This is a genomic window from Paenibacillus amylolyticus (genome assembly GCF_003719335.1).
Taxonomy (GTDB): domain Bacteria; phylum Bacillota; class Bacilli; order Paenibacillales; family Paenibacillaceae; genus Paenibacillus; species Paenibacillus amylolyticus_D.
On record NZ_RIAS01000006.1, the window covers coordinates 180,829 to 194,678 of the forward strand.

General features: G+C 48.6%; 8 protein-coding genes. 4 read left to right on the top strand and 4 right to left on the bottom strand.

The genetic code is table 11. The features are described 5' to 3' along the window. Positions 1-26: 26 nt before the first annotated feature. A complete protein-coding gene (locus EC604_RS13430) occupies positions 27-977 on the bottom strand; it encodes a glycosyltransferase family 2 protein (RefSeq protein ID WP_240036860.1) in 951 nt (316 codons plus the stop codon). Positions 978-1,615: 638 nt separating this feature from the next. Between EC604_RS13430 and EC604_RS13435 the strand changes: the two genes are divergently transcribed. After that, a complete protein-coding gene (locus EC604_RS13435; protein ID WP_123064652.1) occupies positions 1,616-3,178 on the top strand; it encodes a M4 family metallopeptidase in 1,563 nt (520 codons plus the stop codon). Positions 3,179-3,367: 189 nt separating this feature from the next. On the opposite strand, the gene EC604_RS13440 is transcribed toward EC604_RS13435, so the two are convergent. After that, entirely contained in the window at positions 3,368-7,714 is a 4,347-nt protein-coding gene (locus EC604_RS13440) for a WIAG-tail domain (protein WP_123064653.1), read from the bottom strand. 348 nt (positions 7,715-8,062) lie between these two features. Between EC604_RS13440 and EC604_RS13445 the strand changes: the two genes are divergently transcribed. Together EC604_RS13445 and asd are read left to right on the top strand one after the other, a co-directional pair. Then, positions 8,063-9,193 (top strand): YheC/YheD family protein, encoded by a 1,131-nt coding sequence (locus EC604_RS13445; RefSeq protein WP_123064654.1) that lies wholly within the window; start codon positions 8,063-8,065, stop codon positions 9,191-9,193. Positions 9,194-9,277: 84 nt separating this feature from the next. Continuing rightward, entirely contained in the window at positions 9,278-10,072 is a 795-nt protein-coding gene (asd, locus tag EC604_RS13450; protein WP_123064655.1) for an archaetidylserine decarboxylase, read from the top strand. Between the two features lie 437 nt (positions 10,073-10,509). On the opposite strand, the gene EC604_RS13455 is transcribed toward asd, so the two are convergent. After that, a complete protein-coding gene (locus EC604_RS13455) occupies positions 10,510-11,295 on the bottom strand; it encodes an AraC family transcriptional regulator (protein ID WP_090919385.1) in 786 nt (261 codons plus the stop codon). A 60-nt stretch (positions 11,296-11,355) separates the two neighbouring features. Continuing rightward, positions 11,356-12,813 carry a PLP-dependent aminotransferase family protein gene (locus EC604_RS13460; RefSeq protein WP_123064656.1) on the bottom strand — a complete coding sequence of 486 codons (1,458 nt, stop codon included), beginning with the start codon at positions 12,811-12,813 and terminating at the stop codon, positions 11,356-11,358. A 257-nt stretch (positions 12,814-13,070) separates the two neighbouring features. On the opposite strand from EC604_RS13460, the gene EC604_RS13465 reads away from it, so the two are divergent. Continuing rightward, entirely contained in the window at positions 13,071-13,688 is a 618-nt protein-coding gene (locus EC604_RS13465; protein WP_123064657.1) for a pyridoxamine 5'-phosphate oxidase family protein, read from the top strand. Positions 13,689-13,850: the final 162 nt, after the last annotated feature.

Sequence of the window (13,850 nt, forward strand, 5' to 3'; positions counted from 1 at the left end):
TATAATCCCCCATTTCTTACAACTTCCTATTGAGCCAGACTGCGAACACGCTGCAGATCAGGGTAACCCCCCCGTGGCCCCCGTGTATCTGTAATCCAGCGAATCGCCTCCAGATGATCGTTCAGTACGACTTGGCTAAGTGGATCAGCACCGCCTCGTTCCCTCGTGCGCACAGCATTCCATTTGCCTACAGGCACATGATGAACAGCTTGCACCCGAAGGCCGCCAAATATCGCTTTGGCATGAGCAAGTGGCGGGGTTTCCAGCGAAGATACGCCAATGATCTCAAGTGCCTTCCGGCTGAGCGCATGAGGAATGGCTGTCATAGAAGCACCGCCAAGATCGGATCTGGAGAGCAGACTGTTCAACATATGTTTTGCTTCAACGACCGGATGAACAGGGCTCCGTGTCACCGGACCGTTGTAATTGTTCAGTGCAACATCGACTCCGTTTAGCACAGCCTGAACGTACGGTGCCAGGTGTTCGGCCGGGATCGGAATGTCTGCATCCGTGAACAGCAGGATCTGCCCGCGGGCTGCTGCTGCCCCTATTCTTCGTCCTGCATCATGTCCCAGCGCTTCAGGATAATGGAGTACACGTGCCCCAGCCCGGTCAGCTTCATTCGCTGTGCCATCGGTTGACCCGTTTACAATAACCAGCACTTCCGCATTGCGGCATATACGTTTCGCTTCACGGACTACAGCAGCAATGGTGCGTTCCTCGTTCATCGCTGGAATAATTACCGACAGCACAGGTTGCCGGGGAACTTCTCTGTCTTGTTGAACAACTTCCCCAATCATCTCATGGGCTTCTCTCCGATCGTTCGAATGAAATGAATGGTTAGGAGGCAAGGAGATGACATAGGTCTTTGTACCCTTTTTCCTTCTCGATTGGATTCGTCTTTTTCCAGATATCCATCTGGTACGCTTTTTTCTTGTTTTTGTTGCAAAACTGGCTCTATTACGTTGTTTCCGCAACAAATTCACCTCCCACAGTCCATCCTGATCATGCCAAGGGAGTACACGTTATTCTATGTATTCGTGGAGCAGTGGAAACGGCGTATGTCCTTATCTTACTTAGGTTCTGGGCGAGAGTGTAAGCACACCTATTCTGTAGCCCGACAAGATTCGTCAACATTTTCAAAAATGACATCTCTTCCCTGTCTTTAGACACAATTTTCAAAAAAAATTAAAATTGCATCTTTTCCAATCTTTTACACTGTGATACTATACGATTCAAGCCACACAATTTACATTTTTAACCTTGTTAAGAACTTACGTTCCCAAAACCCCTTTCTGTCCATTTATTGACCTTCGGTTAGTTCAGACGTTTGATCTCCCCATTTAGTATCACAAACAGACCATGAACTTGAAAGGAGTGATGCCGTTCCCAACCCGGCTTCTTCTTCCCGCATTCCACACACGGATTGAACATCCCGGTTCTCCGTAGAACCTTCGGTTTGCCGCAATCACTAGGGGGACAACCCCTGCTTCTTAAACATACTTCTGTTTGAGCCCCTCACTCCGCCCTGCCAGATGCAGACGGAAATCCAGCCGAGTTAGGCATAAACCCTTTTTTTCCAAGCAAAATCTAAATGAGAATGGGAGAGTTAACAATGAAATTTGCCAAAGTTATGCCAACAATTCTTGGAGGAGCTCTTTTGCTCGCTTCCGTATCCTCTGCCGCTGCAGCGCCATCTGATCTATCCAATCCGCTTGAGGCCCCTTATGCCTCCGAGGAGAGTATCCTTTTGAACAACAATCCTGACGAAACGATCTACAATTACCTTGGACAACAGGAAGAGTTCCTGAACTCTGATGTCAGAGGCCAACTCAAAATCATTAAACGTAACACGGATACTTCCGGCGTAAGGCACTTCCGTCTGCAACAGTACATCAAAGGTATTCCGGTCTACGGTGCTGAACAGACCCTTCATCTGGACAAAACGGGAGCTGTGACTTCTGCTCTTGGTGAACTTCCGCCTGTTGAAGAACAAGCGATTCCTAATGACGGAATCCCTAGTATCAGTGCAGAAGACGCGATTAAAGTAGCTTCGGAAGAAGCGACTTCCCGGATCGGCGAGTTAGGTGCACCGGAGCTTGAGCCGAAGGCTGAACTCCAAATTTATCACCATGAAGATGACGGCCAGACCTATCTGGTTTACATTACCGAAGTGAACGTGCTTGAACCTGCACCGCTGCGAACCAAATATTTTATTAACGCCGTGGACGGAAGCATCGTATCTCAGTTTGATATCATTAACTTTGCCACTGGTACAGGTACAGGCGTACTGGGTGACACCAAAACGCTGACGACAACGCAATCCGGCAGTACCTACCAACTGCAAGATACCACTCGGGGCAAGGGCATCCTAACCTACACAGCGAATAATCGCTCCTCTCTGCCAGGCACGCTGCTTACAGATTCCGATAATGTATGGACAGACCGCGCAGCTGTAGATGCACATGCTTATGCTGCCGCTACTTACGATTTTTACAAAAATAAATTTAACCGCAACAGCCTGGATGGTAATGGACTTTTGATTCGTTCCACAGTACATTACGGTTCCAACTATAATAATGCCTTCTGGAACGGGGCACAGATTGTATTTGGTGACGGCGACGGCTCGTTGTTCCGCTCATTCTCTGCTGACCTGGACGTTGTCGGTCATGAATTAACTCACGGGGTCATCGAATATACGGCCAACCTGGAATATCGCAATGAACCGGGCGCTTTGAATGAAGCGTTTGCCGATATTATGGGGAACACCATTGAAAGCAAAAACTGGCTGCTGGGCGATGATATCTATACCCCTAACATCCCAGGTGACGCACTGCGCTCCCTGTCCAACCCTACGCTGTATAATCAGCCCGACAAATATAGTGACCGCTACACAGGTAGTGCGGATAACGGCGGTGTGCATACCAACAGCGGTATCATCAACAAAGCTTATTACCTTGCAGCCCAAGGGGGCACTCATAACGGTGTAACCGTTAGCGGCATCGGCCGGGATAAAGCAGTACGTATCTTCTACAGCACACTGGTGAATTACCTGACACCGACATCCAAATTTGCAGCAGCCAAAACGGCAACCATTCAGGCGGCCAAAGACCTCTACGGTGCGAATTCTGCCGAGGCTACTGCCATCACCAAAGCTTATCAAGCTGTAGGACTGTAATCGTTAACCGAGTATGTGCAACGTCTGCGTCCATTCCTAAAAAGTAAAGTCGAACTAATTATTATCTCATCTATATTTGTGTTAAAAAAAGCAGTATCGTTCCGACACCCCTTATGTCCGAACGGTCAGGCTCGCCAAGCAAAAGCGGTGTCCGGGGGACATACTCTGGACACCGCTTTTGTATATTTTTTAAGCCGATGGCCCCGCTGCGATCCAGGACAGCAAGCCATACGTATGCTTGCATTCCGCTGTTCGCGTTACTTCCAGCACCGCCTCATCCTCGCTTTGGGATAACAGCGACACCTGGAATCCACGGTCATTGCTCATCGCGACAATGACATAATGCTCCGAAACAAATGACTCTTCAAACACAATCGTCACTTCGGTACACGTCTCATTCTCTGGCAAAACAAAAGCTTCCATGCCAAACTGCTGCACAGCAGGCTGTTTACTCACACTGCGTACCGGCTGGAATGCCAGATGTTCGGCTTGAACAGCACCAGTCTGCAACTGTTCACTGCCTACAGAACCATCACACAAATGCTCTTGTTTTACCGACTGAGGCTCAAGGGTATAGGAGACTGGCACCTCCATATTAGACCCTTGAGGGGTGATAGCGTTGGATAAGTCTGTGACAGCTACATCCAGCGATAATGCATTTTCTCCATCCAATGCATTTTCAGCTTCAGTGACTTCCATAGCAAACTCGCCTTCTGTTAATACGGCATCTATTTCCGAATCATTGTGCAGTCCAAGCAGTTCTTGAAGATTAAGAGTTCCGGCTTGGAACTGAGCAGGCGCATCCGGCGACGATTCCGCATCATCTCCCCAGGCAAACAGACCTTCGTTAGGCAGGCCAACCGACTGTATAAACTGCTGTACTTCCTGCATCGCTTCCTGCCTTTTGAACTCGGCAAGCTGTTCCAGCGTTTCTGCACTGACCTGGCGAATCGCATTCCAGATCTCTTCACTTAGATGCGATGTGCCCACGATTCCATCATTTAAGTGACTGGACGTGATACTTTGCTCACTTAATTTGCTGCCATCAATAGCACGATCAGCCAGATGCACAGACGATATCGTGCCTTCTGTCAGTTTACTGCCGTCCACACTGCCATCCGCCAATTTAGACGCAGTGACTGCACCATCTTGCAGATGAGCTGTGCTTACAGCTTCTTCGCTCAAATGGCTTGCCGTGATGCTGCCATCCTCAATATGATCCGCACGAACGGCACCTTCTGCGATATGCGCAGACTGCACACTCGCTTCGGTCAAATGAATGCTGGATACCGCTCCTTCTGTCAGTTTACTGCCGTCCACACTGCCATCCGCCAATTTAGACGCAGTGACTGCACCATCTTGCAGATGAGCTGTGCTTACAGCTCCTTCGTTCAAATGGCTTGCCGTGATGCTGCCATCCTCTATATGATCCGCACGAACGGCACCTTCTGCGATATGCGCAGACTGCACACTCGCTTCGGTTAAATGAATGCTGGATACCGCTCCTTCTGTCAGTTTACTGCCATCCACACTGCCATCCGCCAATTTAGACGCAGTGACTGCACTATCTTGCAGATGAGCGGTATTTACAGCTTCTTCGTTCAAATGGCTTGCCGTGATGCTGCCGTCCTCTATATGATCCGCACGAACGGCACCTTCTGCGATATGCGCAGACTGCACACTCTCATCGGTCAAATGAATGCTGGATACTGCACCTTCTGTCAGTTTACTGCCGTCCACACTGCTATCCGCCAATTTTGACGTAGTAACTGCACCATCTTGCAAAATGACGGATCGGACAGACTCTTCCTCCAGATGCTCTGTTCCAATACTCCGCTCCTGAATATGGTGGGAGAAAACAGCTCCATCCTGGATATGACGAGATTGAACTGCACCTTGCTGCAGGTGTGCAGCGCCCAGGGATTCCCCTTGCAGATGCAGTCCGCTGATCAGCCCTGGCTGCAGATGCGCTTCTGTTATGCAGAGTGGAGACAAATGTTCTGTCTGCACCGCTCCGGCCATCAGATGATTGGAAGATATCGCCTGCTCGGTGATATGCTCACTGCGAATCACCTCTTCTCTCAGATGAGCACTATGGACAGCCTGAGCAGTCAAATGATCTGATTTTATACTGCCTTCAGCGAGATGTATGGAATCAACGGATGCTCGTTGCAGATGTTCGCTCCCCACTGCCCCGTACTGTAATTCCTCGCCGGATACCGAGTCGGTGGCCAGATGTTCTGTCGTCACTGTTCTTTGACGAAGCTTGCTGCCAGGGATGCTGCCGTTTGCAAATAATTCTGGCGTACGCACCTCATCGGACAGATGCTCCAGCGAGATTGTATGCTGCTTCAGATGATATCCACGAATCGTTTCAGCAGGGATATGTTTTGCAACGATGCTTTCTGCCATAATCTTGGCGGAAGTGATACTGCCGTCAGCCAGTTTGGCCGAGGTGACCGATAGATCAGCCAGCTTATCTGTAGAGACACTTTCCGGTGAGAGTTTAGGTGATGTCACAGCATGATCTGTAAGATGTGGTGGAAAAATGGAACCGCCTGCCATCTGTGCTGAAGTCACGCTGCCCGGAGCTATTTTGTCCGTAGTAATTGCCGCACGTGATATGGCATCGGTCTGAACGCTGCCCGGCTGCAGGTGAGGAGCACCCACGGCATGCTCTGTCAGGTGCTCGGCTTTCACTGCATACGGCCTTAGCGCTTCGGAATCAACACTGCCGGGAGCCAGATGAGTCGTTGATACGGCTGCTTTGGCCAAGTGGGACGAATTGACCGTACCTGAGGCTATAGCTTTGCTTGTAACCGCACTTGGAGCAAGTTTATCAGCAGTTACACTTTCTGATGCCAGCTTTGCGGTTGTGACTGCTTCATCCTGTAATTGGAATGATCCTACAGAAGATTCTGCCAGATGTTTTTCCAGCACAACACCTGAAGCCAGCGCATCTGCAGATACACTTCCCTCGGATAGATGTGTTGTCTCGATGCTGCCACTCGCAAGATGTATCGAATGTATAGCACCATTATCAACATGAACTGGTGTAATGCCTCGATTGGCAATATGTTCCCCGCGAATCGCACCTTTGGCCAGATGTTTTCCAAGCACAGCTTCATCTGATATTTTGGAAGCGACAACGCTTTGATCTGCCAGTTTCGAAGCCGTCACTGCCTGCTCCAGCAATTTCGCTGTTCCCACCGATTGGTCCGCCAGTTTGCTGCTAATGATGGCTCCATCGACCAGATGCTCACTGCCAATTTCGGCATTGCCAATCTGTTCGCTGCCTACAGCAGCAGCTCGAATCTGTACTGAACCGATCGAACCATCCACCAGATGTCGCCCATTCAAGGCATGTTCCGCAATATGCCGTGTATGAATCGAGCCATCCTCAATCTGTTCACTGCCGATGCTGCTTGCCAGCAATTGATTACGTCCAACGGACCCTTCAGCCAAATGAGACTGTTTCACCGAACCGGCCTGAATATGGCGTGCATCAATAGATTGCTCTTCAATCTTGCTGCCTGTCACCGCTCCATCACGAATCTTGGCACTGGTGACCGCATCATCCGCCAATTTCGAGGTATGGACGGCCCCACCTGCTAAATGACGGGTCTCAATCCCGCTAATCGCGATTTTCTCAGCAGTAACAGCTTGATTCTGAATTAATTCCTCCGTGACGAGCAAGCGACTCAGATGCCTTGTGCCGATGGAGCCATCCGCTATTTTGGCTGCATCAATGACCTGATTGCCCAGCTTCTGTGAGGTAATACTACCATCCCGGATTTTGTCTCCAGCGATAGATGCATTTCTGATTTTGTGACCTGATACAGAGCCGTCAATCAGATGTTCTTCTGCAATCGAAGCCTCAGCCAGCTTTGCAGAAACAATCGCACCGTCCGCAATATGAATGCTCGTTACTGCATAATCCTGGAGAGCCTCACTCCCTACGGCACCGGATTTCAACTTGGAGGCATCCACCGAAAAAGGAGCAAGCTTACTTTCCGTGACAGCAAAATCACTGAGGTCATCTGTATAAATATACTGTCCTTCATAGCCTGGCATCTGGTTCTGGTTTAATTGTTCAAGCCGCCGCTTGCCTGTTAAATGGCTGTCGTTATCCTGTTCTTTTAATGGAAGGTGAGCAATGCTTCTGATCTGAAACTCTTTTTCTACGCTTTCTTTTTCCACACTATTCTTTTCTGCATTTAACGGGGAAATTTGCTGCTCCTGCACCTGGTTCCGGTCTTGGGCTTGCTTTTGCTCCTGCTCCACATCTTGCACTTCCACAACCACGTCGGGTTTATTCATTAATGATTCGGACGTGATTTGTTCGGATGTTGCTGCGGTATCAGCAATAACTTCCTTGGAGGCAGCACTATCCGAAGTCGAAACCTCCTCTTTTTCCACTGTTTTTTCCGGCTTGCTGAATTCCAGCCGCCGATCCATCAGATCCAGCTCCCTGAATTTGGGACTGATATGACGCAGTTTAGGCGTCATAACCTTTTTTTTGCCTTTTTTACTCATGAGGCCAGCTCCTTCCCCTAACGTTCATCTCCGGCATCATATGCTTTGAGCTGGGCATCTGCCACTTTTCCGGCCTACTTTTGCACATCGTTGATCAGATTCATGCCTATTTAGGTTAACGTTATATCTGCTCTGACGTAATTAGGCAGTACGAAGTGAAGAGACAAGGCAGCTGTCCACGCCCCGTTTCCGCTCCTTTCATAAGATATGATGTCTGAACATTAACGGATGTATAAAAGTGCGTCTGCACACCGGTCTGCGTTATCGCGATGTTACAGCCATGCATTGACAGGCCGGCATACTAAAAAAGATTCATGGTTGCGCGATAACAACGAAGGAGGAACGGTCATGCTCCAAGAAACGATCGGCATTATGTTCGATTCACGCATGTACCGGGGGATACCGGCCGGAAGGACCGGTCAGGAATCACTCGCCAATTATGAACAGGCTGCAGCCTGTTACGGATTAACGCCTTGTTTTTTAAGGCTGGAGGATATCGATCTGGATCGCAAAACATGCGTGGCTTATGTGAAAAAAGAAGGTCGTTACGTCCGTGAGCGTATACCGCTTCCTTCCGTAATCCATAACCGTTCGCTCCAGCTTCGCCGTACGGAGCAACGACAGATTACACGTTTGCTCCTGCAAGGCATTCAAGTGTATAACGTGCGTAATCGCTATCGGAAGGACCATGTGCATGATATGTTGCGGCAAGACCCTTTTTTAAAAGATCATCTGCCGCACGCAGTCAAAGCAACGCCCGAATCCCTCACTTACATGATGGAACATTATCAAGATCTCGTCATTAAACCGTGTAGCGGCAGCATCGGTCATGGCATTATGCGGCTTTTCCAGCAGGAGGGAAATTGGAAACTAACCTGTGAAACCAGAGCATCGCGCAAAGGCTGGGCAACCTTCAAGTTAAGCCGGGGACAATTGCCTTCCGCTACACTAAGAAGGATATTCCGCCATGCTTATCTGATTGAAGAACGGATTCCACTAATCCGGTATGAGGGAAGGCCCGTTGATCTGAGAGTATCCGTGCAGCGCGGGGTAGATGGGGTATGGAGTGTCACTGGCATGTTTGCCAAGGCAGCTCCGGCACATACGTTTGTCACAAACATTGCGCAAGGCGGCAAAGTCATGACTGTTGCTGGAGCACTTGGTCTGGCTGAACCAAGTACGGAGCTGTTCCAGCTACAAGCCCGAATAACTATGGTTGCCCTTCGTATTGCTCACACGCTGGCTTCCAATTTGCCTCATCTGGCTGATCTGGGCCTCGACCTCGGCGTGACCCAAAACGGAGGAATTTACTTTATTGAATGCAATGGCAGAGATCAGCGATATGGTTTTCGTAAGGCTGGCATGCAGGAACATTGGCAGATGACATATAACAAACCAATGGCGTACGGACGTCTGCTGGTCAATCACAACTCCAGCATTCCAAGACAGCCACAAACCTATGATCGTGGATTGTATTGATTTCATTCGTGATTTGTGTCAATATTATGCAGAATGGCCGCTTTTGCGGCCTTGAAGTTTGTATTAACCCTAAGGGGGATATTCATGGCAAAAACGCTGTTGCGATTAATGACTGAGCTTTCTTCGCGCAAATGGATCTCCCGGACCGTGGGAGCTTTCTCCAAAAGCCGGGGAAGCAAAGCATTTATCCCTTATTTTGTCCGGACCTACAACATCCCTGTACAGGAAGCCGAGAAGGATTGGAAAGAATATCGTTCCCTGAATGATTTCTTCACTCGCAAATTAAAACCCGGGATGCGCCCGCTAGACCTTTCGGAACATGCGTTGATCAGCCCTGTCGACGCCAAAATTACGGCAGCAGGCCCGATTTCCGCAGGAACCATTCTGAATGTAAAGGGACAAGATTATACACTAGCTGAATTGTTAAACCACTCTCCTCATCTGGAGAAGTACAAGCATGGTTATGTGTTTGTGCTCTATCTCAGTCCGCGCGACTACCACCGCATTCATGCACCTGTCAGCGGTCGTAAGATGGAGAGCGAACATATCAAAGGCAAAGTTTATCCTGTGAATGATTTCGGACTCACCCATATGAAGTCCGTGCTCAGCCGCAATGAACGGCTTATTACGTATATTCAGCATGATTATGGTGAAGTAGCTGTCGTCAAAGTGGGTGCAATGAATGTCAGCAGCATTCAATATGCCGATATCGACACCCAAGCTTGGGCTCAAGGAGATGATCTGGCTTATTTTGAGTTCGGTTCTACCGTTGTACTGCTTATGCAGAGCGATACCTTCGAACCGCTCCCTGATTTGAAACCTGGAGATTCTGTTAAAATGGGCGCTCTACTTGGTCGTCTGAAACCCAAACAACCCTAATCTCATACGTAAATAAAGAGGATGGCTCAGCACCTGCAATCAGGTGTTATGCCATCCTCTTTATTCTTTATCTTTCATGCCTATCATTCATGATATGAAATGTTGCCATTCTGAATTACCTAACTAAATATCATTTCATGTATACATGCATGGCGTAGCCTCTCTCCGGCTGGCTCGCCAATTCATTATAAGGTAAATAGTCATATCTCCAATCGTTAGAACCATACGTCCTGCAGTTCTTCAACGGGTCTCAGCCGGCGCATACGTTTCCGAAAAACACTGCATCCCTTAATGGAATTTCTGCGGCTACGAACCCGTCTTTTTCCGTTCATCATCACATGTTCCTCCTTGTAAGGTCATCTGGAATGCTAGTTACTTACCCTAGCCATCCAGCATTGAAACGTTGTGATGTTTGCGAACGAGACGCTGACGTGTCTTTAACGAATCTCTGACGGACTTTTGCCCGTATATTGCTTGAACTGACGACTGAAGAAAAAGATATCCCGATAACCTAGTGCATCCGCAACTTCGGTCACATTCATACCGGTATGTACCAGAAGATGTTCTGCCCGTTCAATACGCATACGAATAATATAGGACTGTACCGATGATCCGACCAGTTCCTTGAACTTGATGGAGAAATAACGCGGCGACAGACCGGCTCGTGCTGCCAGATCTTCTACGCGATGTGTAATTCCGGGATGCTGGCGAACATAATTCGCCACCTCCTGAATCACATCGGACAACTGATTACTTACCTTTTTCTCCACAGGTTCTTCCGTATCCGCCCGCAGCAAATGGATCATCAACTGCTTCAGAATCAGCCTGCTCTCTTCATCACGCCCGTACACATCGGACAAAAACAGCCTTACGTACCGTGCAAGCAAATGCTCAAACTCCACGGTCTCCTGCACTTCACGGTAAGACTGAGGCACATCCACAACAGGCTCGTCCACGTCAAAATGAATATACGTCAGCACCAGTGGTTTCTGCCTGTTATGCGTTGCGCTTGTATGGTCTCCCGGACGAAACAGGAAACAGCTTCCTTTGCCAACCTCGTAAGGCTGATCATTCAAAATAACCGTGCCTTCACCGCTCCACACGTAAAATAAATCATAATTTTGCATCGGTTTTTCCCGCTTCTGCCATTTCCAGCCCGGTTCACAGACTATTTTGGCGACAGCGGGCAAAATTACAAATGATGACGGCGATGCCTGCAGCATGTCGCCACTCCCCCTTGACAGTTAATCTCTTTAAACACTTATCCCATTATACAGCGGAATTCACTGAAACGAAAATGTACACTTCTCCCACGCGGCTTGCATCCGCTTTATCCCTTCGCGAATCTCCTCTTTTTGCAGATGAGCAAACCCGAAACAAATCGCTGAATGCCCCGGAATCAAGCGATACTGCTCTACATCCCGGAACAAAACTCCTTGCTTATGGAGCTCTTTGGTAAACCGTTCATAACTTGCTTGGTCACCGTTCCAGATCGCATAAATGGTCAAACCAGCATCCCCTGGCTGCATCGTGAATGCTTGTGGCAACCACCGATTCATCTCCTCCACAAAAAAGTCATGACGCTCCCCATATAGCCGGGTTAACCGACGTAAATGCCGCATATATCCACCTCGTGTCATAAATCGGGCTAGTGCACGCTGTTCCAGTAGCGCAGGTGAAACCGGTTCATACAGAGCTTTGGCAGCCAGCAATGGTTCGACCAGACTGCTTGGCAATACCGCATAACCGAGCCGGAACGAAGCTGGCATCGTTTGGGAGAAGGAACCAATGTATACCACGCGTTGCTCACGATCAAGCACCTTAAGTGGTTCAATCGGTCGTCCGCCCCAGCGGAACTCACTGTCGTAATCATCTTCCACAATAACGGCATTTTGTTTTGATGCCCAGTTCAATAAGGCTCGCCTTCGTTCCAGCCCTAGCACCGCTCCGGTCGGGAACTGACGAGTCGGCGTGACAAATAACGTCTGTGCTTTCCAATGCTGCGGGATAATACCTCCTTCATCAACCTCTGCGGGTATCACCTGACCACCGCAAGATCTGACCGCATGTACAATGCCTTGATAACCCGGACTTTCCAGCACCACCGGGCTTCCCTCATCAATTAGTAACTGGGACAAAAGCGTAATGCCTTGTATCGATCCACTGAACAGTACGATCTGGGAAGCTTCCGCTTGAATGCCACGTGTCCAGCGAAGATGTGCGGCAATCGCTTCCCGCAGCTCGGGATAACCGGCTGCACCACCTACATCTCGCCAGCCACTGCGATGAACCGCAGCGAGTGCACTTTTCCACTCGGCTTTTGGAAAATGTTCTGGAAGCAATCGCTGCATCCGAAAATTGATGACCGATTCCTGTGCCAGTTGCACCTCTTCACGTAAACGTTTGTGTTCTGTAGTTAATGCGCGAAGACGCTCTCCCCATGGAGATAAAGACAACACCGCTTCGCTTTGATCGTTGTGATGCACGGACAAGGATTCCGTTACATAGGTTCCTTTTCCCGGATAAGCATGGACATATCCATCCGCAAGCAACATATCGTATACCTGGGCTACCGACCCGCGCGACATGTCGTACTGTTTCGCCAGTAAACGCGTAGACGGCAACCGCGCTCCTGCTTCCAGTGTACCTGAATGAATCGCATCACGCAGTGCGTGATATAACGCTTGATATTTGTATCGATATTGGAGCTCGTATGAATCAAGTGGCAGCCATAATTCCATGTGATTCTCCCCCTTCGTTAACAAGCCTTCTTTAATCTTTACTTCTATCTTTTCTTCGTCTTACTTCTAATTTACGATGATCACTCATTCCAATTGGCCTATAAAAATGAATCTAAATTGGATCTATTTTACTGTCAATATTCGTTTTATGGTTATCTTCATGGAATGACAATGCTGGAATCATATTTCTGACATGTTCTAATGGTTTCTACATTCAGACCTGTCCTAACAATTTCTAAAATAATGGGGGAAATCACATGAGACGCAAAGAATTTTCAATAGAAGAGGAACAGGAAATCATTACATTTCTGGATAAGTGCTCTTTCGGATTTCTGGGTACCGTCAGCCCGGATGGAGAACCGAGAGTCACACCGCTGAATTTTGTATATATGGATGGTTGCTTTTATTTTCATGGAAGTTTAGCCGGGGAAAAAATGAAACAGATCAAACAGCACTCGTCCGTCAGCTTTACCGTAGCGGAGGAGTTCTCGCTGATTCCTTCTTTTTTCAGTGACCCTGAACTGGCCTGTCCTGCAACCTCTTTTTTCAAAAGTGTCATGGCTTCAGGTCTGGCAGAGCCTGTAGAAGATCTTGATATTAAAGGCAAGGTTCTGCAGCGATTTATAGAGAAACTCCAGCCGCAAGGCGGTTATGCACCGATTGATGCACAAGACTCCCGGTACACCGGAAGGCTTAAGGCTGTTGCTGTCGTTCGAATCGTACCGGAGCGACTCAGCGCCAAGTTTAAATTCGGGCAGAATTTGACCCCTGAACGATTTGATCATATCAGCGGTGAATTGCATAAACGAAACGAAGGCCGGGATCATGAAACGGCTGAAATGATGCGAAAATATTGCCCGTACCACCAGGAGTAACTCGGCCAGATCCGGCCTTAAATTCATGCTAATGTTGCATTCTTTCCCTGCGCAACAACGCGGTGAAGTGATATAACTGTCATATTGCGTAATTTCCGTGACGGGGCCATGTCAAGGTGTTATAATGTTAGGCAGTGAATCACAAAGACTTGGAAGGATGAA

Bases quoted from the DNA above. Each gene is read 5' to 3' on its own strand.
- EC604_RS13465 (WP_123064657.1), top strand. From the start codon at position 13,071: ATGAGACGCAAAGAATTTTCAATAGAAGAGGAACAGGAAATCATTACA.
- EC604_RS13440 (WP_123064653.1), bottom strand. From the start codon at position 7,714: ATGAGTAAAAAAGGCAAAAAAAAGGTTATGACGCCTAAACTGCGTCAT.
- EC604_RS13460 (WP_123064656.1), bottom strand. From the start codon at position 12,813: ATGGAATTATGGCTGCCACTTGATTCATACGAGCTCCAATATCGATAC.
- EC604_RS13455 (WP_090919385.1), bottom strand. From the start codon at position 11,295: ATGCTGCAGGCATCGCCGTCATCATTTGTAATTTTGCCCGCTGTCGCC.
- EC604_RS13435 (WP_123064652.1), top strand. From the start codon at position 1,616: ATGAAATTTGCCAAAGTTATGCCAACAATTCTTGGAGGAGCTCTTTTG.
- asd (WP_123064655.1), top strand. From the start codon at position 9,278: ATGGCAAAAACGCTGTTGCGATTAATGACTGAGCTTTCTTCGCGCAAA.
- EC604_RS13445 (WP_123064654.1), top strand. From the start codon at position 8,063: ATGCTCCAAGAAACGATCGGCATTATGTTCGATTCACGCATGTACCGG.